Source organism: Nostoc sp. CmiVER01 (assembly GCF_034531135.2).
GTDB lineage: Bacteria > Cyanobacteriota > Cyanobacteriia > Cyanobacteriales > Nostocaceae > Nostoc.
This window is the reverse complement of sequence record NZ_JAVRBU020000007.1, coordinates 1-26,958: the sequence shown is the minus strand read 5'-3', so window position 1 is coordinate 26,958 and position 26,958 is coordinate 1. Positions and strand designations below refer to the sequence as shown.

The 26,958-nt window shown below is 40.0% G+C and carries 23 protein-coding genes; 7 read left to right on the top strand and 16 right to left on the bottom strand.

Going from position 1 to position 26,958, the window contains the following annotated elements:
* Positions 1–13: 13 nt before the first annotated feature.
* Entirely contained in the window at positions 14–784 is a 771-nt protein-coding gene (locus RMZ43_RS12690; RefSeq protein ID WP_322654925.1) for an SDR family NAD(P)-dependent oxidoreductase, read from the bottom strand.
* Positions 785–985: 201 nt separating this feature from the next.
* On the opposite strand from RMZ43_RS12690, the gene RMZ43_RS12685 reads away from it, so the two are divergent.
* Positions 986–1,333 carry a hypothetical protein gene (locus tag RMZ43_RS12685; RefSeq protein ID WP_322654926.1) on the top strand — a complete coding sequence of 116 codons (348 nt, stop codon included), beginning with the start codon at positions 986–988 and terminating at the stop codon, positions 1,331–1,333.
* The gene (locus tag RMZ43_RS12680) at positions 1,321–1,596 is read left to right on the top strand and encodes a type II toxin-antitoxin system RelE/ParE family toxin (RefSeq protein ID WP_322654927.1); all 276 of its coding nucleotides are present in this window, start codon (positions 1,321–1,323) and stop codon (positions 1,594–1,596) included. Before RMZ43_RS12685 ends, RMZ43_RS12680 begins: the two co-directional genes overlap by 13 nt.
* Positions 1,597–1,754: 158 nt before the next feature.
* Here RMZ43_RS12680 and RMZ43_RS12675 read toward each other — a convergent pair whose 3' ends face one another.
* Entirely contained in the window at positions 1,755–2,243 is a 489-nt protein-coding gene (locus tag RMZ43_RS12675; protein WP_322654928.1) for a hypothetical protein, read from the bottom strand.
* Between the two features lie 163 nt (positions 2,244–2,406).
* Here RMZ43_RS12675 and RMZ43_RS12670 point away from each other — a divergent pair, with 163 nt between their 5' ends.
* The gene (locus tag RMZ43_RS12670; RefSeq protein WP_322654929.1) at positions 2,407–4,329 is read left to right on the top strand and encodes a serine/threonine protein kinase; all 1,923 of its coding nucleotides are present in this window, start codon (positions 2,407–2,409) and stop codon (positions 4,327–4,329) included.
* A 98-nt stretch (positions 4,330–4,427) separates the two neighbouring features.
* Here RMZ43_RS12670 and RMZ43_RS12665 read toward each other — a convergent pair whose 3' ends face one another.
* The 8 genes from RMZ43_RS12665 to RMZ43_RS12630 form a co-directional block, all read right to left on the bottom strand.
* Positions 4,428–6,008, bottom strand: coding sequence for a tetratricopeptide repeat protein (locus tag RMZ43_RS12665; protein WP_428850726.1), 1,581 nt, complete (start codon positions 6,006–6,008; stop codon positions 4,428–4,430).
* A gap of 141 nt (positions 6,009–6,149) precedes the next feature.
* On the bottom strand, positions 6,150–6,812 hold the full coding sequence (locus RMZ43_RS12660; protein WP_322650273.1) for a heterocyst differentiation related protein: 663 nt from the start codon (positions 6,810–6,812) through the stop codon (positions 6,150–6,152).
* 236 nt (positions 6,813–7,048) lie between these two features.
* Positions 7,049–7,876, bottom strand: a complete 828-nt coding sequence (gene trpA, locus RMZ43_RS12655) for a tryptophan synthase subunit alpha (RefSeq protein ID WP_322654931.1) — start codon at positions 7,874–7,876, stop codon at positions 7,049–7,051.
* Between the two features lie 111 nt (positions 7,877–7,987).
* The gene (locus RMZ43_RS12650; protein WP_322650271.1) at positions 7,988–8,299 is read right to left on the bottom strand and encodes a DUF3007 family protein; all 312 of its coding nucleotides are present in this window, start codon (positions 8,297–8,299) and stop codon (positions 7,988–7,990) included.
* 24 nt (positions 8,300–8,323) lie between these two features.
* Positions 8,324–8,536, bottom strand: coding sequence for an NAD(P)H-quinone oxidoreductase subunit L (ndhL, locus tag RMZ43_RS12645; RefSeq protein ID WP_100900242.1), 213 nt, complete (start codon positions 8,534–8,536; stop codon positions 8,324–8,326).
* A 768-nt stretch (positions 8,537–9,304) separates the two neighbouring features.
* Positions 9,305–9,502, bottom strand: a complete 198-nt coding sequence (locus tag RMZ43_RS12640; RefSeq protein ID WP_322654932.1) for a hypothetical protein — start codon at positions 9,500–9,502, stop codon at positions 9,305–9,307.
* A gap of 174 nt (positions 9,503–9,676) precedes the next feature.
* The gene (locus RMZ43_RS12635; RefSeq protein ID WP_428850725.1) at positions 9,677–10,993 is read right to left on the bottom strand and encodes a hypothetical protein; all 1,317 of its coding nucleotides are present in this window, start codon (positions 10,991–10,993) and stop codon (positions 9,677–9,679) included.
* Between the two features lie 10 nt (positions 10,994–11,003).
* Complete coding sequence (locus tag RMZ43_RS12630; RefSeq protein ID WP_322654934.1) at positions 11,004–11,474, bottom strand: hypothetical protein; 471 nt, start codon at positions 11,472–11,474, stop codon at positions 11,004–11,006.
* A 270-nt stretch (positions 11,475–11,744) separates the two neighbouring features.
* On the opposite strand from RMZ43_RS12630, the gene RMZ43_RS12625 reads away from it, so the two are divergent.
* Together RMZ43_RS12625 and RMZ43_RS12620 are read left to right on the top strand one after the other, a co-directional pair.
* The gene (locus tag RMZ43_RS12625) at positions 11,745–16,031 is read left to right on the top strand and encodes a caspase family protein (RefSeq protein WP_322654935.1); all 4,287 of its coding nucleotides are present in this window, start codon (positions 11,745–11,747) and stop codon (positions 16,029–16,031) included.
* Positions 16,032–16,569: 538 nt separating this feature from the next.
* Positions 16,570–17,889, top strand: a complete 1,320-nt coding sequence (locus RMZ43_RS12620) for a hypothetical protein (protein WP_322654936.1) — start codon at positions 16,570–16,572, stop codon at positions 17,887–17,889.
* A 12-nt stretch (positions 17,890–17,901) separates the two neighbouring features.
* Here RMZ43_RS12620 and RMZ43_RS12615 read toward each other — a convergent pair whose 3' ends face one another.
* Entirely contained in the window at positions 17,902–18,822 is a 921-nt protein-coding gene (locus tag RMZ43_RS12615; RefSeq protein WP_322654937.1) for a lysylphosphatidylglycerol synthase domain-containing protein, read from the bottom strand.
* A 465-nt stretch (positions 18,823–19,287) separates the two neighbouring features.
* Between RMZ43_RS12615 and RMZ43_RS12610 the strand changes: the two genes are divergently transcribed.
* Together RMZ43_RS12610 and RMZ43_RS12605 are read left to right on the top strand one after the other, a co-directional pair.
* Positions 19,288–19,857: a DUF6658 family protein gene (locus RMZ43_RS12610; RefSeq protein WP_322654938.1), complete on the top strand. Its 570-nt coding sequence runs from the start codon at positions 19,288–19,290 to the stop codon at positions 19,855–19,857.
* A 98-nt stretch (positions 19,858–19,955) separates the two neighbouring features.
* Positions 19,956–20,549: a hypothetical protein gene (locus tag RMZ43_RS12605; protein WP_322654939.1), complete on the top strand. Its 594-nt coding sequence runs from the start codon at positions 19,956–19,958 to the stop codon at positions 20,547–20,549.
* 345 nt (positions 20,550–20,894) lie between these two features.
* On the opposite strand, the gene RMZ43_RS12600 is transcribed toward RMZ43_RS12605, so the two are convergent.
* The 5 genes from RMZ43_RS12600 to RMZ43_RS12580 form a co-directional block, all read right to left on the bottom strand.
* The gene (locus tag RMZ43_RS12600; RefSeq protein WP_322654940.1) at positions 20,895–22,172 is read right to left on the bottom strand and encodes a glycosyltransferase; all 1,278 of its coding nucleotides are present in this window, start codon (positions 22,170–22,172) and stop codon (positions 20,895–20,897) included.
* 390 nt (positions 22,173–22,562) lie between these two features.
* Complete coding sequence (locus tag RMZ43_RS12595; protein ID WP_322654941.1) at positions 22,563–23,822, bottom strand: glycosyltransferase; 1,260 nt, start codon at positions 23,820–23,822, stop codon at positions 22,563–22,565.
* A gap of 252 nt (positions 23,823–24,074) precedes the next feature.
* The gene (locus RMZ43_RS12590; protein ID WP_322654942.1) at positions 24,075–24,542 is read right to left on the bottom strand and encodes a DUF2141 domain-containing protein; all 468 of its coding nucleotides are present in this window, start codon (positions 24,540–24,542) and stop codon (positions 24,075–24,077) included.
* Between the two features lie 79 nt (positions 24,543–24,621).
* Entirely contained in the window at positions 24,622–25,605 is a 984-nt protein-coding gene (locus RMZ43_RS12585; protein WP_322650258.1) for a glycosyltransferase family 2 protein, read from the bottom strand.
* A 249-nt stretch (positions 25,606–25,854) separates the two neighbouring features.
* The gene (locus RMZ43_RS12580; RefSeq protein WP_322654943.1) at positions 25,855–26,859 is read right to left on the bottom strand and encodes an NAD-dependent epimerase/dehydratase family protein; all 1,005 of its coding nucleotides are present in this window, start codon (positions 26,857–26,859) and stop codon (positions 25,855–25,857) included.
* Between the last annotated feature and the right edge of the window lie 99 nt (positions 26,860–26,958).

Below are 26,958 nucleotides of genomic sequence, written 5' to 3'. Positions count from 1 at the left end.
CAGCGTAACGCAGTTACCAAGGCAATCTGCTCCCATCCCATGAGAAAAACTGTCCACTATCGCCTTCTTGAAGCTGTTCGATGACAGTCAGTAATTGGGTAACGGTGCGTTCTACTGAAAATAATTTTTCCGCAGGTACATTTCCCTGAAAAGGACGGGAAAGTTGCGTATCAGTTGTACCAGGATGCAATGTCACTATTAATGTTTTAGGACAACTTCTTTTATATTCAATTGCCGCAGTTCGCATTAACATATTGAGTGCTGCTTTAGAGGCGCGATAGCCATACCATCCACCAAGTTGATTATCGCCAATACTGCCTAATTTAGCAGAAATAGTGGCAAATACGTTGCGTTCTCCATGACGAAACAAAGGCAATAGATGTTTAGCCAGTAAGACAGAACCAATACTATTTATTTGAAAGTAACGCAACAAATTTTCTGAATTTATCTGTCTTAAGCTTTTTTCAGGTTGCAAAGTTTCTTCATGCAACAGTCCTACACAGTTGACTACCAAATGCAGTTTGCCAACTTGGGTTAGTATTTTTTGAACAGCTTCAACAATCTGCAATTCGTCAGTAATATCCATCTTTAAACAAATTAATCGTTCAAAATGTTCGCCTGCAAGAGCTATTAAATCTGAGGCTGATTCCGGTTGACGAGAAGTTGCATAAACTTTGGTTATTCTGTCATCTTGTAGCAATTTTTTTACAAAACCTAAACCAATACCTTGGCTAGCTCCTACAATCAATGCGTTAACAGGATGAATTTCATCAATAAAAGACATATCAATTCATAGCTTTACAATTTTTATCTGCGGGATTAAGGAAACTTCCAAGATTCAGATTAATGGAGCAAAGCTAAGATCAACCATCCAGTTCCCCAAATATCCATTCCAGTAAGGTTTACCGTCAGACCAACAAGTTAAAATTAGATATGCTGGTGAAACGTGGAATTTTAATGAAATCGCGCTAAAAATCTCATACTTATGACAGCCAACAATATTAAACAGCAAATTTTAGAGCATCTTGAGGCATTGCCGGGGGAACAGGTAAAAAGTCTGCTCAAAATGTGGTTGACTGTAACTGATGGAGACTTAGAAGATTTTGAGCAGTTACTCAGTTATGAATCTACTCAAAGTATAGAAGAAATCTTTGATTACGGTGAAATAGATACAACATTAAATTTTCAGCCACTGACCCAAGCCCAAACGATTGAGCAAAGCCGTAAAGCTCTGGAAGCATACCGTAGGACAGGCACAGGAGTAGCACATGGGCGTGTGCGTGAATGGGCAGACTCTTTAGGAACCGATGAAGAACGTCCATGTCCCAGATAGTTTGGACGCAAACGGCAATTGATGACTTAAATCGTCATTACAATTTTATCAAACTTAATAATGCTGATGCAGCAGCACGGGCAGTACAAGCAATTGTCTCTTCGGGTGAGAGTCTACAGGAGAATCCTCGTCGAGGTGCGATTGTCGATGAAATAGCAGGATTACGAAAACTTGTAGTTTCTTTTGGGAAATACAGCTTTATAATTCACTACGTGATTCTTCAGGATGAGGTTGTAATTTTACGCATCTATCACGGGCGATAAAATCGACCTCGCTAATCAGGTTAACCACTAAAATTTCTCGGAGCATCACTCTCCACATTGTAGATAGGTTGAAAAAGCGATCGCATTAACTCATTAGCCCACACAGGTGGGCTATGTTCGTATAGCCCCAGAATTCTATTTTAAGGGCATTTTATTTATTAATCCTGTGGCAATTTAGCAAACGCCTCCTTAACTAACTCCTTAGACTTAGCATCTAAACGCAGCCAATCGACTTCACCGAATTCATCAATTAAACTAGTATCAATATCAGCACTTTCCTTCTCTAGGTTGTATTCAAGAAAACACACTTGATAACACAGTTCCCACAAATCGATACTTGCTTCTTGCTGTTGACGCTGTAAACGTAGATGATATCCTGGATGGGGCATCGGCAGACGAGCCAGAGTCTCTTTGATTTCATCTGCTTCTTGGGGTGTTGCAGTTTCCATTGCTTGCAATAGCTCAGTCACCAATGCTTTGATTTCATCAGTGGTGCTAGGCGGCCAAATCAAGACATCGTGGTAAGTTCCCGTCCAGGAAGATTCATCAAGCTGCTTACGGATATTGTCGATAACGCGAATGAAAGCAGGTTGCATGAGGATTTCAGCCTGCTGCCATGCAACTGAGTTTGTTATTTTGGGTGGCATTGGTAGTAAACAGGGGCACTAAAAGAAAAATAAACAGTCTGCGTTTATTAAAAAGCTGCGTTTTTAATCTAAATCTTTTCTCAAGATAGCGGATTTCATTGAAGAAAATTTGGAGATATTTATTACCAGCTGGAAAATTAGGTAATAACTCTGGGGAGTGAACATGATAGGCAAGTTACTAGATTATCGTTACCAAGTAATTCGAGTCCTCGCAATGGGAGGATTTGGTCAAACCTATATTGCCCAAGATACTAGGCGGCCCGGCAATCCCCTCTGCGTTGTCAAGCACCTCAAGCCCGGAACTGACCCCAGAGTTTTTGATACTGCTAAACGTCTGTTCAACAGCGAAGCCGAAACTTTAGAAAAACTGGGCAATCATGACCAAATACCCAGGCTGCTGGCGTACTTTGACGAAAACCAAGAATTTTATTTAGTACAAGAATATATTGAAGGGCATACTCTAGCTGAGGAACTTATACCTGGTAAGCGCTGGAGTGAAAGCGAAGTAATCCAACTATTACAAGAAGTTCTGGAAATTCTCGAATTCGTCCACCGCCAAGGCGTGATTCACCGCGATATCAAACCAGATAATATCATCCGTCGCGCCTTAGATAATAAGTTAGTTTTAGTGGACTTTGGGGCTGTGAAACAGCTGCGTACACAACTGGTAATAGCAGGTGGACAACCCTCTGCTACAGTAGTTATTGGCACTCCTGGCTATATGCCCACTGAACAAGGGCAAGGTAAACCCCGTCCCAACAGCGATATCTATTCCCTCGGCATTATCGCCATTCAAGCACTAACAGGATTATCGCCAACAGAATTGCAGGAAGACCCAGAAACGGGGGAAATCATTTGGCGTCATTCAGTAACTGTGAACCCTCGACTAGCGGCAGTGTTGACCAAAATGGTGCGTTATCACTTTAAAGACCGCTACTTAAACGCCACGCAAGCACTGCAAGCATGTAAAGAGGCGATTAATCCTGTACCTGCACTTTCCACATCTCAAGAATCTGCTAAAAATTCTAGTTACCAAACTGCTAAATCCCAGCCTCAAGTATCTCGGTTGCAAACTGTTGCAGTTGCACCAGCAAATCCTGTCCCCGCTAAACCTGCGCGTAAAGACTCTGACAAATTCGACCCATGGCCAATATTAATTGGCATATTATTGGCGGGTGGTACGGCTGCTTTGGTAGCAAATGTATCTCCAATGAAAAATTTAGCTTTTAATCTTACAGGTAACAATACTGCTTTAGCAAACAAATGCTCGGCTATTGTCGTTAAAAATTCTAATATTCGTTCTGAACCTAGTTCGAGAAATTCTGATATTGTGCAAACAGTTGCCGATAACACCAGTTTTGAGGTGACTGGCAAACGGACAAAACGAGGTTGGATAGAAGTTAAACTTAACTCTGGTGATTCGGCTTGGGTACGCTCGAATGTGATAACCAATAATCAAGAATGGGGTTCTTGCCTGCGCGAAAAAGGTATTGCAACTACGATTGTAGATGATAGTAGCTTGATTGCGACTCAACCGACTCTCAAGGCAAAACCAAAATCTAGGGATGTAGTAACTCCATTACCAGAAAAGCCCAAGGGGTCAACTGACGATGCTGGGAAAACAGAGCGATCGCAGCCTACTGATAACAATGCCAACATTATAGAACAAGCAAGACAGAAGTATGAATCAGGAGATATAGTTAGAGCGATCGCACTTTTAAAATCGGTTCCGGCAAATGCTGCTTCTGGTATCCAAGAGACAAGCAAAATGATTGCCCAGTGGCAAGATGATTGGGCTAAGGCAGAGGCGTTATCTAATGAAATCAACAAAGCAATAGATGATGGTAAATGGGATAAAGTTTTAGATTATAGAAACCATCCAGAAAAGTTGCCCAATACTAAATATTGGCGAAACAAAATAGAACCATTATTTAAACAAGCAGCAGAAAATCTAGCAAAACAGGCACTAACTCAGCTAGGAAATCAAGGTAATCAAAAGACTACCCAACAGAAACTTCCCGATACTAAGCAACCTGTTACTACAGAGACTCCTAATGCTACAAAAACTCCTGAAAGCGGTTTGTGAAATCAAAGTTTGTTAATTATAATGTTTCAGCATCTATTAGTAATAAGTAATAGATAATATTATTACTTTTACCTATCGATGTTGAACTAATTTGTTTTTTATTGATGTATATTTTCTGCGATTTGAAGGGCTTGTGCTAATAATTGTTCGCTTTTATCTTTTTCTTTTAATTGTGTGTACCCAATAGCGATCGCAGTTATCACCTTAACTTTATCATCATGGCTTTTAATAGTTTTAGCAACTTCAAGTGCTTGAGATAATACCTGCTCTGCTTTAGCAGGTGGTTCTGATTGAGTAGCTTGCTCAACAATTTTAGGCAAAGCTAAGGCTTTGATATATTGAGACTTTAACAAAAACCTTGCTTTGATAAAGTCAGACTCTGACGAAAGCAAGGCTTTGTTATAGTCAGACTCAAGATTCTCTTTAAGTACTTGAAAAGCTTGCTTGTATTGACTCTTTTTTGCATATTCAACAGCAACTACACCTAAGGCTTCGCTTTTATTATCAGAGAATTTTATTTTCTGGATCGCTTGAAAAGCTTGCTCATATCGCCCTGCTGCTGCACACTTCTCAGCAATTTCAACAAAAACATCTGGTAAATTAAGGCCAATAATTAAACCATCATGAGTGATATAAGCGTCTTTAAATTCTCTATAATCAGGGTAGTCCTTTATAGATTTGGCAAGCTCAATAGCTTGGTTGCATTGTCCCAGTTTTGCATAACCAATAGCAATATAGCCCAAATCCAAATTCTTGATTTTACCATCTTTTTCCTTTTTAACACTTTGAAGGGCTTGGGCTAACAACTGCTCTCCCTTAGCCTGTTGTCCAACTTGTGCATACTTGAAAGCCACTTTATCAATATCGTTTGGATATTGTGCATTTTGTGAGGCTTGCGCTAGCACTTGCAATACCTTTGCTTTTTGTCCAACTTGTGCATATTTGAGTGCAATTTCAGCCATCTCATCAGTGGTATTAGCTTTTTGAAGTGCTTGTACTAATACCTGTTCTGCTTGAGACTTTTGCCCAATTTGTACATATTTGAGTGCGATTTCAGCCATTTCATCACTGGCTTTAGCTTTTTGAAGTGCTTGTACTAATATCTGTTCTGCTTGAGCCTTTTGTCCTGCTTGTGCATACTTAAGTGCAACTTCAGACATTGCTGTAGATTGAGAAGCAATGCTACTAGATTGAGATAAAAAGTTAACGTCTTCAAAGATATATCTATGACCATCTATTGATATTAATTTAGCAATTTGAAAAGCTTTTTCGTATTGCCCTACTTGTGTTAGGCGAGTAGTAATATGTTTCAACCGAATATCACTGTATATTGGCTCGTATACTTGAAGAGATTTTGCTACTTGAAGTGCTTTGTCGTATTGTCCCATTTCTACATAACTAATTCCCAACTGCTCTAATAATTTGAGTCTAATGTAAAAAGACTCACTTGTTTTGATAGACTCATTTATTTTGATAGTCTGAATAGCTGGGGCTAATAACTTCGAGGCTTTATCCTGTTGTCCTAATTTTGCATATCCGACAGCAATTTTAGCTAAAAGTTCTGCCTGGACTGGTTGCTTACCATTATTTTTCTCGTAAATGGCAACTTTATCTACAGGTTGACAAGCTGCACAGACTGTAACAATTAATACTGCGTTAGCGCAGATCGTCAAAGACATCGCCAGTTTTTTGAGTTTCATGCGCTTTTTGAGCTTGATTAATCACTCATGTACTGTACAAAAAAAAGCATCTAGGCAGTATTTTAACAGTGTTACCCTGTATATCTCTTACCTAGATGCTTTATCCGATATTTTTTGTTGTTACTGCATTTCGTCGTACTCTGGGGCTTCAACTCGTCTTGTTTCCATCCGCGAAGCAGGCAAAAACTCAGCACGACGCACTGGAACCAAGGGTGGTGTATTTCCTTGGTAAGGGTGAATCACTTGTACAGTACGGGCTGGACGCTGCCGTGGTGAGAATAAAGCTAATACCCCAGCGACGACAACACCACCACCAATAGTGAGAGTTGCGCCTCCCACAGCCCAAAGCACGGGTGAAGACCACCAAGAACCTTGAGGCTGGAGTGTTGTTACTTTTTGTTGGTTATACTGCTGGGCTTGTTGCCACTGCTGCTGAGTATTGAAATTTTGAACTTGACCTTGGAGTTGTTGATTTTGCGCCTTCAGCTGTTCATTGTCGTTTTTTAAACGCTCCAACTGCATCTGCGTATTCAGCTTTTCCATCTCTAGACGCTGGTCTGTATTGGGAGCAGTCGGTGGCTGAACCTGACCGGGATACATTGGTTGCCCATAAGGCCCATAAGGATACATTTGTGGCTGCATTCCCGGCGCTACTACAGTTCCTGGCATTTGCGGAGCAACAGCAAAGTTAGGCTGTAGGGGGGTATTTGTTCCTTTGAGCAATACGAGAGCCGCCAGCCCAGCTACAGCAACCCCACCGATAAACGCCATACTCTCACTCATCGCCTTTGCTCCTCAATTGCGACCTAATTATAACTATTTGTGACTGACTCACTCTCACACTCATAAATTATGCCTACTTGATTTCACATAATACTCAAACTATAAGCGACTGGATCAGCTAGTTTTTTTACATCATGATATCTGATGTTAATATTCAAAACCATAACGGTCAAATTGTCTACCAAACAAGCATAGAAAAACCGCGCTGTTATACTTTTTTAATCTACTTTATTGGTCTAATCAAGAGGAGTATTTGTACTGGTGCTGGTGGTCTTGATGGCAGCCTTGAGACTTTGGCAAAATTGGGCGATCGCCGAAAGTCCCTGCTCTGGAGTACCTTCTGCTAACCGTTTTACAAAAGCACTACCGACGATCGCCGCATCTGCGCCCCATTCCTTTACCTGACGAGCTTGGGCAGCTTCGGAGATGCCAAAGCCTACACCGATGGGTTTATCAGTGACATTACGAATTTGTTTGAGTAAATCAGACACGCGATTTTCTAATTGCGATCGCACCCCTGTAACTCCTGTGACGCTGACTAAATAAATAAATCCTTGGGAAGAATGAGCGATCGCTTCTATCCGTTGGGCATCACTGGTGGGCGCTACCAACAAGATTACATCAATTCCCATCTTACTAGCTGGTTGGAGCAAACCTGCTGCTTCTTCCAAGGGCAAATCTGGTACTACTAATCCTGCAACCCCAGCCGCAGCAATTGAAGAGAGAAATTTTTCAATTCCCTGGTGCAGAATTGGGTTGTAGTAGGTAAATAGGACAATAGGCGATCGCAATTTGGGAGTAATCCCTTGCAGCATTTTTAGCACCTGCTCTAATTTCGTACCCCTTTGTAAGGCGCGAGTAGCAGCAGCTTGAATTACTGGCCCATCCGCTAGAGGATCGGAATAGGGTATACCCAGTTCTATAATGTCGGCTCCACTACGATCTAGAATCTGCAAGGCTTTTGCTGTTGTTTCTAAATCTGGATCGCCAGCAGTAATAAACGGAATTAGAGCGCACTCACCATTTTTTTTAAGGGTTTCAAAGCAATCAGAAATCGCAGTCATTTTTTGTCAAGTGTTAATAGCCAGTGGTCATCGGTCATTGATCATTAGTCACTGGTCATTAGTGAAGGACAAATGACTAATGACAAATGAGACAACTGACCAATGATAACTTTACACCTGAGATTGCTCTTCTTGTTCTATTTGGGCTTGAATTCGTGCTAGTTCTTCGGGAGTAAGCTCATCTAACCGTTTTTGCAGAAAGTCTTGCTCGTACTGTTCCCGTTGTTGGTGGTAGGTCATTTTTTGTCCCACCGCACGGAAAAAATAGGTGGCTAACCAGCCAACCAACCCACTGACTAGTAAAACTTGGCTCCATATACCAGCTTGCTGATTATCCAAACCGACTAGCTGCAATCCTATATAAGCCAAGCCGCCAGCAATAAAAACGCCCAAGCCAATTCCAATAGCGTCAATCCGTCGCATGAGAGTTATGACCTACCAATTTAGTTAAACTTCAATTTGTCGCCGTTGGGGTCGAAAATTTAGAAACGGCGATAGAACCAACAAACCCGGAAAGAAGAAGAACACCAAAAAGTACATAAAGGTACGCTCGATTGAGGTAGCTACATACCAACGCTGCTTCAGGTACAGCAAAATAGCAATTGGGATTACCAGAAGGTAAGCTCCAGCCAAAATCAGATACAGCAGGGCGACAATCATAAACTTTCAAGTCTTAAGCTTCTATTTTCCATCATAGGCTGAAGAGCGAAACTGAGGAAACTATTGACAAAAGGTAGTGTTATGCTACGATACTAAATCTGCCACCAAACAAATGCTCTGGTCAGACAAGATAAAAAACTTATCCAGATTAATTATGAGGAAACAAGGAAAACTTGCAACTCTAGAAAGCGATCGCTCAATCGGGAAAAAATATTTTTAATCTAGTTGGACAAAAGACACAATTGATGGTGGAATAGATGAGGAGGTATTTGCTGCCTCTAAAGAATAACTAGTTATACTAGTTGCAAAACACCTGCGGGGGTGTGGCGGAATGGTAGACGCTACGGACTTAGATAACTGAGCCTTGAAGGAGAAATCCCTCAAGTGGAAGCTCTCAAACTCAGGGAAACCTAAATCTGGTGTACAGACATGGCAATCCTGAGCCAAGCCCAAAAATTTTAGATTTGCGATTTTAGATTTGTGATTAGTCTTCAATCCAAAATTCAAAATCTAAAATCCAAAATTGAGGGAAGGTGCAGAGACCCGACGGGAGCTACCCTAACGTTAAGCCGAGGGTAAAGGGAGAGTCCAATTCTTAAAACCTGATTTTGCTAAAGCCATCAGGTAGCAGTGAAAACTGCGAAAGAATGAAAATCCGTTGACCGTAAAAGGTCGTGTGGGTTCAAGTCCCTCCACCCCCATTTGATACACAAAAAGACTTCTATACAAATTTGTGACTTTACCCATAACTTTGCTGCAACGGCAAGCTTATGTTTCCAAACAAATTTCTCTTTGCGCTGCCCTTAAAGCAGCGCGAACTTTTTTATCGCGAAAACATCCTGGTTTAGCTAATAGCTTTGAAATAGCTGCTTCACTAGGATAAATACCTTCAGTGTGAAATTGCCTAACAGCTTGTTTTACCTCCTCGCAACACTGGTCGATTCGCTTGAGGCGAGATTCTTTCATATCGGTATTGGCAAAAGTAACTTGAATAAGTTTTGGTTCTTCGTTAAGGCGTAAGGGATACCAATATTAAACGGGTCGTATCTTGTTCGCGCTAGCGTCTCCAAGGAGAAGGCTTGAACTTCTCTTCTCTACGAGAGGCTTCTCCTATCGGAGACGCTTCGCAAACGCCAACGCTTATCGCAATCGTTTTCTCAGCCACCAAACCATAAAACCAACAATGATTCCAAGTATTAGACTGGCACTTAAAGGATAGTTGCAAAAGAAGTCAACTTTCTTAAAAATATCTTTACAATCTTTTGCTGTCTCTCTTACCAGAGATACAGTTGCTATACCAGCACCAGCAACAGCTACAAGTTCTTGGAAGTTACCCTCTCGTTCAGATTTTTCGACTTCTATGCGACTACGAGTAGCGTTAATTGTATCTTCTAAAAGTTGCAAGCCAAGCTGCATATTTTCGATATCTTTAATAATTTGTGGTAAATATTTTTTATCGGCTAGCTCGCTAAATTTTTCTAAGAAATCTAACTGATTATTTTGACCTGCTTTTTCTTTAATTAACGCCAAGCGAAGTTGATAATTAGACAAATTAATTTCAATAATTTGTTTTTGGAAAGAAAGGTTAAGTAAGTCAATTGTATATTGCTGGAGAATTTTATCAATATTATTTAAAATCTTGCGAAAAGTTGTAATATTCTGTTTTTCTTGCCGAGAATTACTTTGATTGGTAATTTTTCTATTTTCTTCAATCTGTTTATAATGATTAAGCAGAGATTCTTTGACTAAACGGCTTTGCCAATAAGCCCACGAAATCTTACTTCGATAACAAAATAACCCCATCCAATCTTTATAAAATTCCGCAGCTTTTTCTGCGCTCTTTCGATGTGGATAAATAGCAATAATCACATGATGTTTGTGATTATTTGAATGAGTGGTTACTTTTTCTTGGCTCTGATTTATATTTTGCGATCGCCATATTTCAAAAACCTTTCCACCTAAAAAAGTACCTTTTTCTGGCTCCCAATAATTATCTTGAATTAAAGCAGAATAGCAATCTTTAGCAATATCTTCAGGATTTTGAGACGAGTTTTCTGGGAGCCAACCAGAAAGCAACCAGGTTCTTCCAATTATTGCTAGTTCTTGATTGAGTTTTTGTTCTATTTCAGTTTTTAAGATTGTAAAAGACTTAGCTGGTTGAGTTTCGGTTTGATTATTAATAGAACAATCAATTTGTAAGCCATAAGTGTCATTTAATCTAACAGGATAATAGTATCCTTCTAAAATATTATCGGAGGCAATAAAGTTAATTTGAGTAGGATGGGTAATCTCTAAATACTCGGTTTCAATATCAGGATCGTAGAATTTAGTATCAGAGGGTAATTGTTCTAAAAAAGCTGCTTGGTTCTTTTGCGTTTCTGCATCGGTTGTGTTTAAAGAAGTTTTTAGCGCATATAAAAACAAGTCGAGTGTAGGATATATTAAATCGCTCATCACAAGGACAAAACTAATTTGATTGATTGGATTGAGATAAAAATTGCTTCCATTTTTCTAAAAATGTCGCTTGTTTAACTGTTTCTTCTGGTTGAGAAGAACTACCAACAATGACTACAACATTATTAAGTTGATTTTCGTAGCCTGTAGCTTCATTTTTTGGTTTAAAGCCTCTAGTTATTAAAGACTTTTCAAGAGTATTTAGTCTATTAATTTCTGCTTCACTAGGAAGTAAATCATCAGGGATTTTTTCTAGATTATCTAATTGAGATTTATAAAATTGATAAGACTTATTTAAGTCAGGATTAGGGGTAATTATTTCTAATAAACGTCCTTTAATATAGTCTTCCCAAGCTTTGGGTTGGGTATCTAATTGCTTGGCAACTTCTTTTAAATTCTGTTTTTCTTGTTCTCCAAGGGCGGTTTTTAAGTCTTGAAACGCCAAGAGAAAAGCGATGATAGTATTATCAGCCTTTGTATTCATCCGTTTTTATACCAAACTCACTACGACTAGTATAAACATGATTTCAATGAGATAATTACAGCATATATTTGATGTTCAGTTTTTATTTTATCTGTCTAAAAAGAATAATTCTCTAAATAAAATGTGATTTATTATACCTTTGATTATGTAAATCAATTTAGTTTATTGCACTGGATTATAGTAATTTTTCATACAACATAAACGAATGCTGTAGACAGATTTTGCCAACAGTTTAAGCAAAAAGTTATTAGAGTCAGTCAGGTAATAAAAATGGCATCGGAATGGGCGGCTATTGTTATTGGAATTAATTATTACCCAGAGTACACTACTCTAAAGCCGCTAACAGCAGCAGCAGAGGATGCAGAGAAAATTGCCCAACAATTAGAAGTATACGGTTATAGACCTTTTCGCGCTCAGTGTTTACCTAGAACTTTAAACCAGAAGGGAGAGAGTACAATTGACCGCCAAGGAGCGGTAAAGGTGCAAGAATTAAGAGAAGCGATCGCTAATCTTTTCAATCCTCCTCCTCCTAACCCCATCCCAGAGACAGCATTATTCTTCTTTTCAGGACATGGGTGGTGCAAAACTGTAGCAGGCAAAGAAGAAGTATTTCTAGCTACCAGTGATGTTTTACCTGAAGCAGAAATCTATGGTATACCCTTAAGTTGGTTGGGTGAGCAGTTACAAAGAAGTCAGGCTAAACGAGTGGTTGTTTGGCTAGATTGCTGCTATAGCGGTGAATTGTTGAAGTTTATTCCCACAGATAAAGACTACTGTTTTATTACTGCAACCCGTTCTTACGAAACTGGAGTAGAAATTCCCCACACGCAGGGGTTGTTGACGGAGGCGTTACTTGCAGGATTGAACCCGGAAAATGACGCAGATGGGATCATCAATAGCCACAAGTTGGCAGATTTCATTATCAGCCAAATGCCGAATACAGTCCAGCGTCCGTTAATTGAGAATTCCCCACGAGCAATTCTGCTGACAACTAAGTTTTCGCAAAAAAGCTTTCAGGATAAGTGTCCTTATCGTTCTCTGTCGTATTTTACCGAGACAAAGGAAGATGCTGAGGTTTTTTATGGGCGGAGTGCGCTAACTGGGCAGTTGATTCAACAAGTAAGAGATAAGCATCGCCTAATTGCTGTATTAGGTGCTTCCGGTAGTGGAAAATCATCTATGTTACGGGCGGGGTTACTCTACCAGCTGAAGCTAGGGCAAGAAATTCCAGGGAGCGATCGCTGGACTTATATTACACCGTTTACGCCTAAAGAATCTCCTGTTAACAGTTTACAGGAGGCTTTTGCACTTTCTTTGCCAAGCTGCGGTGTAGATACAAGTCAAATTACCCCCCTTAATCCCCCCTTGGAAAGGGGGGAGACTGGAAAATCTAATTCCCTTCCCTTTGAGGAAACTGGACAATCTAGCTCCCTCCCCTTCACAAGGGGAGGGTTGGGGAGGGGTAATTTTACCCATGTCATTGGCGAGGAGTTAAAAGCATTAAACACACCAGTCATCTTGATTATCGACCAGTTTGAAGAATGCTTTACTATGTGCGGTGACAGCCAGCGCCAAGAATTCTTTGACTGTTTGCGGGAATTAATTGATTGTACAGATAACCTCTATATTTTCATTGGGATGCGATCGGATTTTCGGGGGAGATGGCGAGAATATCCCAAATTTGCGGGCAGAATCAATAAACCTTACATCAACGTCGAACACTTAAGCCGTGAGGAAATTGAAGAAGCGATTACTAAACCGGCTGATTGGGTAGGATTAGGCATAGAGGGAAGGTTAAAACAGCAATTAATTAATGATGTTGAGGATTACCCCGGAAGTTTGCCGTTGCTGCAATATACCCTAACAGAGTTGTGGCGTGAGTCGAGAAATCAAGGCGATGAGGTTCTCAGTCTGAAAACTTATCAGGATTTAGGCGGGGTGGAAGGAACGCTACAAAAACGCGCCGATGCAGTTTATGAAAATCTTTCACCAACAGAAAAAACTGTAGCGCGGCGGATTTTTCTGGAATTGACGCAAATGGGAGAAACCACAGATGTCAGGCGGCGCGTGCGTTTGGGCGAGTTGGTTAATTCTTTTCATTCTTTGGAACTTTTGCAACAGGTGAGTGAGAAGTTAGCGGATAAAGATGCACGATTAATTACCAAGACGGATGAGCCGGATTCCCAGGATGTAATTTTAGATGTTGTCCACGAAGCTTTAATCCGCCATTGGCAAATGTTGCGGGAATGGAAAGATGAATATAAGTTGGGAATAGTTATTGAGCGGCAAATTGAAGCGGAAGCCCAAGAATGGGAGAGGAATGAGAAAAAGCCAGGTTTCCTTAGAAAAGATGAGAGATTAGCAGTAGCAGAAGCGTATTTAGCTAAATTTGGTGATTGGCAAATGCTGAATGGGGTAGCCGAGGAGTATATTCAGGAGAGTCGAGAATTGCGCGATCGCCTTGAGCGAGAGGAGAAAGAAAACCAACAAAAAGAGCTTGAAGCAGCACGAGAGCAAAATCAAATATTCTTCATCTTATGGTATTACGCCCTAAACAAAGCCAAGGAAGCGATACAACAAAATGTCATTGCTCTAGCCCAAAGTTCTGAAGCTTTTCTAATGTCTAATAGGCAACTTGAGGCTTTAGTTGCAGCTGTAAAGTCAGGCAAACAACTTTTAGGTAAATCACTGAGAAATGATGCCAATTTAGAACAAGAGGCTAACCATCAAGCGATTTCAGCACTAAAGCGAGCAATTTACAATATCCAAGAGCGGAATCGCTTAGAGGGGCATGACACATTAGTTTATAGCGTAGCATTCAGTCCTGATGGCAAGATGATTGCTTCTGGTAGTTGGGACAAAACCGTGAAACTCTGGAATGCAGCTACAGGTAAGGAAATTACCACCCTCAACGGGCATAGCTTCTCGATCTGGGGTCTAGCATTCAGCCCCGATAGCAAGACCATCGCTTCTGCTAGTGCTGACGCTACCGTGAAACTCTGGAATACGGCTACAGGTAAGGAAATCACAACCCTCAAAGGGCATAGCGATTTTGTCCGGGGTGTAGCATTTAGCCCGGATGGCAAGACCATCGCTTCTGCTAGTGATGACGCTACCACGAAACTCTGGAATGCAGATACAGGTAAGGAAATCACTACCCTCAATGGGCATAGCAATAGGGTCTATAGCGTAGCATTCAGCCGCAATGGCAAGACCATCGCTTCTGCTAGTACTGACAATACCGTGAAACTGTGGGATGCGGGTACAGGTAAAGAAATCACAACCCTCAGGGGGCATAGCGATTTTGTACGGGGCGTAGCATTTAGCCCAGATGGCAAGACCATTGCTTCTGCTAGTAGTGACAATACCGTGAAACTCTGGAATACAGATACAGGTAAGGAAATTACTAACTTCAACGGGCATAGCAATCATGTCAATAGCGTAGCATTCAGCCCCGATGGCAAGACCATCGCTTCTGCTAGTAGTGACACTACGGTAAAACTCTGGAATGCAGTTATAGACAAAGAGAACAGCATTCTTAACGGGCATAGGAGTTGGGTCTGGGGCGTAGCATTCAGCCCTGATGGCAAGACCATTGCTTCTGCTAGTAGTGACACTACCGTAAAACTCTGGAATACAGATACAGGCAAGGAAATCATTACCCTTAGCGGGCATAGCAGTGGCAGTGAAGTCTGGAGTGTAGTATTCAGCCCCGATGGCAAGACCATCGCTTCTGCTGGTACTGACGCTACCGTGAAACTTTGGAATGCAGATACAGGTAAGGAAATCACCACCCTCAACGGGCATCGCTCTTCGATCTGGGGCATAGCATTCAGCCCCGATGGTAATACCATCGCTTCTGCTAGTGCTGACGCTACCTTAAAACTCTGGAATGTGTATACAAGCGAAGAAATCATCACCCTTAGCGGGCATAACAGTGAAGTCTGGGACGTAGCATTTAGTCCCGATGGCAAGATTATCGCTTCTGCTAGTGGTGACACAACCGTGAAACTCTGGAATGCGTCTACAGGTAATGAAATCACTACCTTCAAGGGGCATAGATTAGTGGTCTGGGGAGTTGCATTCAGTCCCGATGGCAAGATTATCGCTTCTGCTAGTGGTGACAAAACTGTCAAACTCTGGAATGTCGCTACAGGTAAGGAAATCATTACCCTCAACGGGCATAGCTTAGTGGTCTGGAAGCTAGCATTCAGCCCTGATGGCAAGACCATCGCTTCTGCTAGTGCTGACAAAACTGTCAAACTTTGGAATGTCGCTACAGGTAAGGAAATCATTACCCTCAACGGGCATAGCAATGAAGTCTATGGTATAGCATTCAGCCCTGATGGCAAGACCGTCGCTTCTGCTAGTGCTGACGCTACCGTCAAACTCTGGAATTTGTACCCAGATCACCTTAAGGATTTAATAATTTCTGGTACTCTCGACAAGCTAATGAACTACAGTTGCGATTGGCTACGCAGTTATTTGCAATCAAATCCCAATGTGAGCGATAGCGATCGCACTCTCTGCGATGGCATTGGTGCTAAGAGCAATTAGAATGTTCCCTTCCCTGCGGGACGCTACGCGTAGCTTGCTTCCACGAAGTGGTACGACTTCGCTCAGGAAACACTTTTTTTAATAGAAAGCGATCGCAGCGCCAAAGCATGATTTTGTCGAAGTAATGTCCAGCAAGGAACTGAAGTTCCTTGCTAATAGTAAAAGTCATCTTCAAATGAGTAAGTATATACCTAAGAATCTTTAGTGTACTGAAGTAGACGAAAGCTTGTAGCCTGAAACTAAAGTTCAAGGCGGGTGAGGAAGCCAACAGTTAAGCTTAAGTTGACACGTATGAGTAATACCGTGTCCTTAGCCGTGTAGTTTATTCAGAAGAAAATCGTTACAAAAGTAAGCAATTCCACTGAAATATTTGATAAAGGATTAAACAATTTATCTTTAATCCTTTATCTATAGCCGGAGTTTATCAAATTTGTGTAAAAAGATTACTGAATCTCTGAAGAATAGATTGATACTATTGTTTGCTGAGGTTAAGCTGGTAATAATATGAACAGGAAACCTTTTGATCCTGATAACTGGAATGACCGCTAATAGTTTATCAATTAGTCAGGAATATCCGCATTGTATTACGTCTAACTCTAGACAGGTAAGTGTGCAAATTGCACAAGAAGAGGTTTATAGCTTCTTCATAAGAATTGTCAATACAATGTCGCCAGATGAAGTTTTGTGCGAGTTCAAAGCTTTTTTCATAGACGGTCTTGATTTAGAATATTCTCATTCTGTACCTGAGATTTACCATCTTTTTCTAAATGATAAAGAACAGGAATTTCGTAATACACTTAAGCGCTGTATATATATAATAATTAATACTTGGAAAACTAATAGAAAGGATAAATATATCCAAGAATTAGTTAACTTATTTGATATTAAAAACTTAAAAGTAAAAGCTAATTATTTGCCAGGTTTAAATACCTGTAAAAGCTGGCTAGAGAATTTTATAAATAGCAAAGACTATCAAGAAATAAAACTATTTGCTGCTAAACATGACGAATTACATAAAGGTCATTGGGCTAATCGCTACACTTCCTATTTCTTAGTTGCTCAATCTGTTAACGAGAATAATCCAAGAGAGCAACAAGAGGCTGCCAAAAAGCTTTATAGACAGATTAAAGACAAATATAAGTTTGAACTGGCAATGTATATCGCTCGTTCTCAATCTACCGTCTCAAGCACAGCACGCTACAAAAATCCTAGTGTCTTGGGAGATAATGCTCTGCGTTTAATTAAAGCAATTGTTTTAAGAAAAGGTGCATTTAGCCATGAAAACATTGCCAATATATTTATCAAGCAAATTCAAGGACAAACCCTAGAACAGTTTAAAATAAGTATAGAAAAGTATCTATTTTTTTCTGTAGACAATCAAGAATTAGTTAAAACTTTGCGGCAACAGTTTGCAGAAACTTTATCTTTATGGAAGAAAGATTATAATCAAGAAATTCTTACTAAAGAATTGTTTTTGAGAGCCTGTAATCGAGTGATTGATTATTTTACCACAGAAAACGGGAAAGAGCCTTCTTTATTATTTGTATTACTACTTACTCAAGGTCACTCTTTAACATTGGTAATTATACTATTAAAAACTATTTTGATTTCTAGAAATTCTCGTAGACATTTAGAAATCAAAATTGCTCATTTGATTCGTTATTACGAAAAATATCCTGAAGAAGAGTGTCAGTGGGTAATTAATTTTATGGAAGTTTTTAATATAACGTTTGCAATTTACGCAGAAAATGTAGAATACAACTTGATTAAGGTGGAAGAAGATGAAAGCAGTAATCCGCAATTAAATCTGGATGCTTATCGGGTGTTTTCGCAGATGAAGGTGGATAGACAAAAATGAGTGTCGTCTGATTCATGATTTAGCAAGGCGTTCGTCTAACCAAGCCAAAGCAGCACCCGCAGTTTCAGATACAATACTAATGAGGCGATATAAAGCGATCGCACTAAATACTAAGGCAGATGGAAAGTGGTGTCGTAAAAGTTCATACGCGGTTGCTTCAAACACACCTAACCCACCAGGTGCACCCGGAATCACAAGCCCCAACAACCAAGCGCCGCTAAAAGCTCCTAATAATAAAGGAATTTGATTCACATTTAACGAACCCAAGGCGAACATAGTTAATATAAACCCAGTGGCTCGTAGTCCCATAAAGCCTAATTCTCCTAATAAAGGCCGTAAGGGATAGCTTTTAAGACTAAAGGGAACAGTTGCTTCAGTCGTGACAGCAGACTTTTTTGCTTTCAATTTGTATAAAAAGCGAATAACTGGGTTTAAAAACCAAGGATGAATCGCACAAAGAACTATAGCTAAACTCAGTAATTGTAATATTTTTAGAACAAAAGTACTATTAGCTGCTGCAAATTGGCTGCTGCATAAAACAATGATAATTAAAGCAGCTGTTAGCATGAGTAGGGGTTCTAGCAAAACGCTTAAGGTAGCAGCACCAGCAGAAATATTGGCATTTTTGGCGGCGATAATTCGCCCGTAGTAATGCCAAATATTACCTGGTAAATACTTTGCTATGTTTGTTTTTAGATAAACCTGGATGAACTCAGGAGGCGACACAGGTTGATTTAACTCTTTCAGAATCCAAGTCCAGATCCAGCCTGCCCAAGTATGTGCTAGTAAAGTAACGCCTGTAGCGATCGCTATAATTGCCCATCCTACCCCATCAATGCGAATAGCAGTTACTCCAATCCAATTATCCTTCAAAGCTTTCGCTAAAAAAAACAGCGTTCCGCCCAAAATTATCCAACGTAAAAATTGCTTCATAAATTTAGTAATTTAACGGTTAGAGCAACAAGGGGCCAATGCCTCAACTATTACAGTACATCAACGACCTATTAAACCAATTCGCAGTTCGCAGTTCGCAATTAGCAATTCGCAATTACGTTTTGTAACGGGGATTTAGCTTAGGCATCAAAACGCGCCGCTTGATGAAACAGGGGACTAAAATCCCTGAACTAGATTCAAAGCTTTTGAAGTATTAAACAGGTTCATGTAGTTCTTTTTACGCAACTTATATTACTTTATTTTATATCTCTCTAGAGTTAGATAAAAATATTGTTTTTATAGTAATTGAAATGTAGCCTGCGCTAGAGGTCAAGCGCATTTTATTATTCATATCCTTGAAAGAGGTTGTCAAATGAGCAAACCAAGACAAGCACAATAACTTGCTGACCACTCCAAAGATTCAGCAAACTCTTAACTTATTAATGTTTTGGTAAGGAGGACTACGTGAACACTGTGAGACTATTCTTGAAAAAAATAAGATTGCGCCAAATAGTAACTATCTTTTTAGCTGGACTATTGTTGATAGTTAGCACTGCTTGTAGTGGGGCAAATGCTCAAGGTGCAAATCCACAAAATCCTGCTGTACAAGCTGGCGGAGCAAACAATCCTTATAAAAATGGTGGAGACAACTATACCAACAACAAATTGTCTACCGATCCGAAAATAGCAAACCCAAAAGCTAATAAGGGACGCGACCAAGCTAGCTTACAACCAAGTTCGGAATTATTGATTGCTACAACAGATAGAGAATCCAAGATCCTTTATCCTGGTGCTGAGACACCAGCAGGTCGAATCGAGAAAGAAGCAGAACTACCAATTATCACAGATAAAGACTTCCGAGAACCTGAACCAGGTGGTTTGATTCAGGATGAATCAAAGGTAGGAAATCGGATTCAAGACCGGATTGAGACTGTAAAAGAGAATGTTGAAGAAGCTTCCGGCTTTTTACAAGATAAGGGAAATGAAGCTGCTGCTAGACCTGAATTACGAACAAATCCAGCAGTAGGCAAATAAAACTCTTATTTTTCTGAATGCCGTTGGATGTAAAATTAATTCCAAATGCCTTCTTGGTTGAAGTTTAAGTTAGTCGCAAAAATGCATGGAGTAAAAGTATGAAAAAAGCAATGAATTGGCTCAAAAGCATTCGTCCCTTGAAAGTTTTAACTGTTTTTTTTGCAGGAGCATTCTTATTTCTGACACAAGCTTGTGGCGATCCAGGAGTAGCAACACAACCACCACAGCCTAATGATCAACCAGGTTATACCAAACGATATGATCCCACAAAAGATTATCCTCTCTCTTCTCCTGAAGGTGGGATAAATAACTTTAGTGATGTAGATCCTAGAGCGAAATCAGATGAAAAGGCAGCTAATGACAGAGGTGATGCGCTGGCGAAAAATTCTCAAAAAAATGTCGATCAAAAGGGAATTGATAGCCCAGAACAATATGGTCGAAATTTCAAACAAGGTACACCCTTTGGTCAAAGAGTGAAAAACTTGGGCGAAGATATCGGCAGTTCAGCTGATGAATTGGGAAAAGGCGTAGTTAAGGGTACTCAACGAGGAATTGAAAATCTGAAGGGAAATACCCAGAATGCAGCTGAAGGCGTGACAAAGAATGTTCAGCGTAGAGCTGAGGATGCTGGTAAAAATGTTCAGCGCACAGCTGAAGATGCGAGCAATGCAGTGAAGAAAGCAGTTGATTAAAATTTAGTTCTTCAATCTCCTGCAAAAATATGAAAGTTCCCACACAGCTTTAGTCTGGGGTTATCTAAACAAAGCCTGCATAAGCAGGCTTTGTTTGATCTGTAGTTATACCAATTCTCCAATCTTACTGCATCTAAGTTTCTTAATTGCGTTAGCGTAGCGGGGCGTAGCCCATTGCGAATTGGTATTAATTGCTTATTAAACCGGAAGAACCCCACCCTCCCAAGCTATGCTTTATCCCCTCCCCGCAAGCGAGGAGGGGATAAAGCAGAGGCGGTCTGAGTCTATGATCGCACGCTTGAACTAACAGGCTTGGTCAAACGGAAGCCCCTGCATTCTTCAACGTTATCGTCTTATACTGCCTCTACCTACCTTTACCTTCTGTGATCCTTCAACAATTTGGTAAAGTTTATCTTCAAATTTTTGCATACATGCTGACCAATCAAAGTCAAGTATGGAGGAGCGAGCGTTCCGAGTCATATCTGCTTTCAAATTGGGATTTTCTAAAATCGCAATCACTTTTTGAGCAAAGTCTGTGGGGTTGTTGGCTTGGGCAAGAAAGCCGTTATGACCAGGAGATACCTGTTCTGAGGTTGAGGGTGCAATAACTGCAACTAGAGGGGTTCCAGAGGCTAGTGCTTCGTTATTTGTAGTGCAAAAGTTTTCCGTAATGGAGGGATTGACAAAGACATCCGCTCTGGCAAACCAACCTAAAAGTTCTGTACCATGAGACTCGCCCCATACAGTAATACCTGATCCAAATTTTTCGGCACGCTGACGAATTTCTTTATCTAGTGGGCCACTACCAACAATCACTAGATGAACATCAGGAATTTTGGCAGCAATGAGTGGAAATATATCAAGCAGTTGGTTAACATTCTTTTCTGGGGTGATGCGTCCGACAAACAAGAGAGTTGGTCGGTTGTCGTTAGGAATTGGGTTATAACAAATGTTTCGCGGGTGAAATTTTTGGCAATCAATGCCTTGATAAGGGACGTATTCGGCGCGTTGGCATTTCAGTTCTTCGTATTTAGTGAGTTGTTCTTTAGAAGAAAAGTAATTGAAGTCATAAGACTCACTAAATTGCTTGACTAAAATGGGAATGATGGGACGAACAAAATTAAAGAATTTATCCCCAAAGTAATATTTGATATATGCAACAATATCTGTATGGAAGAGTGATATTGTTGGTGTGCCTGTTCGTCTGGCGTATTCTGTACCAATTGGGCGACCATAACCTTGCAAGAAAAATGAGTATAAACCTCTCATTTGCGCGGCTTCTTCAACTATGATAATATCGGGCTGAAATTTATCCAGCAACTTGGTATCGCTCCAATATCGATAGTTCAACGGTTGAGGTAGAGACTTGTAAAATAGCAGGGGTTGTGTGGGGAATGCGTAAGTAGAGAGGTTGGGGAAAGACTGAATTTCATTTAAACCTGGCATAGGGCGATCGCCTACATTTTTGGGATAGCGATCGTTAATTTGTGGATGGATTAGAAAAACCTCATGTCCCTGCTCTAGAAACCAACGAACTCGTTGGTGTACTGCAACGGAAACTCCAGTTAAGAAAGGAGCGTACAATCCTGTAAATAGTGCAATCCGAAGTGGTTTCTTAGTCATAAAGAATGGGAATATTTCACAAAAATGCTGGTTTTGAAATTAGGACTTACGCAGCAAATGTTTCATAAACATTCTGATTCTTTAGCTCATAAATTCCCGCTAATATAGTTAGACTAAGGATTTACGCTTTTTCAAATAGCCGAAGTTTGAGATTGTGAAGAGGATGTTTATAAACCTGGATTATAAACTATGAAAGTATCCAAAATATTAAGCTAAAATCCCCCTTAATATATTTGTCTAAACCCTTACTATTAATACAAATACACTGGTGTATTTTGATAAGGGTTCTAACTAATATAATTCTACTAAATATAAGATTATATAATTTAAAGACTAGGGAATGTTTAGTGTAATAACTTTCATACCCTAGTTCATATTTAGCAATTTAATTCAAAGAGAAACCTTGCTATCAATAGGCTGATCCAACCATTGATAAGGGCGATATTCAACTAGCCGGACATTCCAAGGCCCTTGAACCCTATAGGAAACACCGCGCCAAGTAACTGTTGAAACCCATAGAGATGATAGCATCGCTAACCCATAAACCCATTGTGTCAAGGGAATCGCAATCAACATTTTGATGATTGTAGCAGCTGATAATTTTGTGATTGCCTGGTCATTAGAGCGAACCATTCGCTGTATCTCTAATTCCAATACGAGCATTATCAAAAGTAACCCGACAGTATAGACACTATAGCAGCCTAACAAGAGAGTCGCAGCTTCCCATTTTGCCTCTAACAACGACTCAAGAACTAAAATGATCAGTGCAGTAGGAAACAAAATACTAGAAACAGCTTCACTAACCAAAGCTAACCAACGTGGATGATAGAGTCGAGAACAAAGAATGAGGCGCTTGAGATAATCTATTAAGTTAAATAAATTAGTTTCTTCCCGATTTACAATCAGCAGCGAAGGCACAAACTTTACCTGCAACCCCTGTTTTTTGAGGATGTCGTGCATCATAAAATCTTCGCCTAAAGCTTGTCCCCACTTATCAAGCAGTTCTGTTTGGCGAAGCACTTCTGTTTTTACAGCTAAAGTCCCACCCCAAGGAATTTGAAAGAGAAACATTTGCACAACTGTGGCTACATTACCGGCGTATCGCACTAAAGATCCCCAATACTTACCTGTAGGTACATACCAACGATTACCGGTTGTTGCTCCTACTTTCGCATCCCCCAAAGGACTGACTAATTCTCGCAGCCAATTTATATGGACTATAGTATCAGCATCTACTAAAGCAACCACTTTGTAAGAATCATCCAACTCACCGACTGCTTGGATTAAAGAACTGCATTTGAGACTACAATTGTTGCGTACTATTCTCAAAGGGCTGATTTGAACGTTGGTCGCTTCTTGCTCTGTGATGGTTTCACTAGCAATTTTCCAAGCGGGATCTTCGTGACTATCAACTATCAATTTTAAATCATATTGTGGGTAGTTTTGATTTAGGAGCGATCGCAAACATCTAGGCAAAAACGGATCGGCTCCGCGTAGACAAAGAATCACTGCGGTTTTGGGTAACTGCTCATCTGGTAATAAGTTTTTTTTAGATGAGCGCAGATACCATATAAAAACAAGCGTTAAACACACCTGAATAACCAGCCAACCCGTCAAAGACTTAGACAGAAATATTGCCAAATCTTCCATTAAATTTTTAGTCTCCGACAGAATAAGGGATTGAGCATGGGGCATTGGAAAGAGGACAAGGGGCAGGGAGCGGGGAGCAGAGGGGAGAAGTAATACCAATTCGCACTCGCTTTTTCGCCCATTCGCAATTAAGAAACTTAGATGCAGCAAGACTTTTCTGATTTACATCTGTTGCTTCATTTTGGAGAATTGGTATAATTTTTGTTCTCCCTCTGCCCCCTTTCCCCTGCTTCTTCCCTACTCCCCACTGCTTTATGAATCCAGCGAATATTTCATAATGATGTTAACTGTTGTATTTTTGTTTACAACAAAACAGGCATCACGAAACTTTGGTGTACCTGTTTGTATAGACACAGTTGGATTTTTGGAAATTCCAAAACCTTCTTTGGGAATACCGAAAAAGTCTTTATTGAGTTTGCGATCGCCATTTTGATCATCAACTACAGCGACAGCATAAGTTCCAGGCTTCAAACCGGAAAATTGTTTTTTCACAGAATTGCCAGTAATCTTAGCGCAGCCACTTTGAGATCCGCTAGAATTACTCATCGGGAATCCTTGTTCACTTGCGTAAACTCTGAAGCAAATCTCACCTTTTTGATGATGTATTCCATTTACCACAACATTAAGTGTTGCAGTTGGCTCTGCATTCGCTGTTCTAGCAAAGCTGAAGCTTACTAAAGTAGCAAGCAAAACATGACAAACTTGAGATAGTTTCAACATAGTTTTGTAGTGAATAAGAGGTGATTTGTGGCTTGAAAAAAAGCTATATTTGCCAGCTTATTTTTCTGAAGTGATTCGTTCAAAGTCTGACTGGCTGTTTTTTAATTGATGCTGCTTGCAAACCTTTCCAAAGATTTAGCACCACCATTAGCAAATCTTTCAGCAGAAGATATTCTGCCCCTACTAACTGCTGATATAAACTTCTATAGCAACATAGCTGCTCATAGAAACTTAAAGAACTACGCCATATAGAGAGTAGATACTCCCATAATATTCTCCAATGTGGCAACAAAATTTGTCCTTTATTTGCTGAATCAAACCACACTGCATAGGCATAAAAATCAGGCAGCATACTCAATGAGTGTTTTTTTCTGTTGTTAGTAAACAACAAATAATTAGGGAAATACATACTCATTGATTGTTGCGGATGGCTTCTGGCAAAAAATAGGTATTCAGGAATTTCATAAAACCTACCGAGAATACCAAGTCTTAACAAGAAAATCCCATCTGCATTACCATAACCACCCATAGGCGGTGTTATTTTCAAGGCACTGGCGCGAATTACACCGTAACATTGATAACATAAATGCTTGGTCAGCAATTCGTGAAAACGCTCGTGTGGTTTTAGTGCATCTGCCTTGAGTTTAATATCATAGTTTTGGAGAAAACTCCCCTTTTCATCAATGAAATATGTTTGGGAATGACACAAGATGATAGTAGGATCTTGGTCAAGCACCTCAACACACTTCTTGATAAAATCTGGAGCATGTAGATCATCATAGGCTGCCCACTTAAAGTACTCACCCGAAGACAATTTAAAAACTTGATTGAAGTTACGGGCGCAACCGATATTATTGTCATTGCGGTAGTAACAAATACGCTTGTCTTGCTCGGCATAAGCTCTACAGATTTCTTCAGTTTTATCTGTAGATGCATTATCTGAAATAATTATCTCAAAATCTTCAAAGGTCTGAGCTAAGAGTGAATCTATGGCTTCTTTGATAAATTTTTCACCATTATATACAGGTAAACCAATGCTTAATCGTGGCTGATTGCTACTCATAGAAAACAACTATTCTAAAAACCTGTGGATTATTTGATGCTTAATTGCAGATAATTGTTAGGCAGATGCAACATAATAATCCAGAAGCCAGAATTTAGTAGGTAGGGTGAGGAACATAGCAAGATACCGCAGGGTAACCCAACATGAATTATCAAGGCTTTCTTAGGTTTCACTTATGTTCAACCCAACCTACTACTCTAATTATCCCTATTCCCTACTCCCCACTCCCCACTCCCTTCTCTCAAAAGACTATTTCATCAAGCTTTGAATATCTGTTTTTTGCAGCCATTCATGTGTTCGCTGCATTCCTGATTCTAGGTCAATTGTTGGTTTATAATTTAATAGGCTTTCTGCTTTTGCAATCGAACAAGCATAGGGACGAGTCATAAAATCTATAGACTCTGGTAAAATATCAACTTTTTTACGGAAAAGTTTTTGTCCTTGAACGCGTAGCTTTAAAAACAACTTGATTTCATCTTTCGGTAATGAAAGTGGTGCTGATAAACCTTCGATTGCTGCTAAACGCATAAAGTACTCTTTCCACGAAGTTTCTTGTCCGTCGGTGATATTAAATATTTCACCATAGGTTTCTTTTTCGATCGCAAGAAAGATAGCATCAATCAAGTTATCTATATATACATGATTGATTACTCCTTTACCTTCGTTGGCATAGGCAAATAATTTTTGACGCATCATTAGAATTGGTCTGACTATCCAAGGAATACTTCCTGGGCCATAGACATCTCCAGCTCGAATAATAATGATGCCAAAATCCGGAGAATTGTTTAGTTCCAAAAGTGCTTTTTCAGCTTCTATTTTCGTTTGACAGTATGGATTATTTTCGCCAGAGAGTGGGCCGGATTCTGTAATACCATTAGGATAGTTGAAACCGTAAACCATCACACTGGATAGATGCACAAATGTTTTGACACCAGATTGTTTAGCGGCTTTAGCTATGTTGAGTGTACCGCCAACATTGACATCACGAAAATGGTTAATTGCGCCAGCTTCTTCGGCAATTTGCTCTGTATGTAAAACGATATCTACTCCCTGGCAAGCTTTTTGAGCAATAGCAGAATCGGTGATACTACCAATAATTACTTCAACACCTAAATTTTGTAATTGTTTGTTCTGTTCTGTAGAAGTTTGCAGTCCACGGACATTGATTCCTTGCGCTATAGCTAGCTCGGCTGTACGCAAACCGACAAGTTGATCAATCCCAGTGATTAGCAGGGTTTTGTTTTTGAGGTTCATAAATTTGGACTTATTGTTAAATAACCTGAGTTCGGGTTAAGCAGATTGAGGTAAAAGCCATTCCATCTGAAGGCTGGGTTTCTTAGGTTGATGGCAATA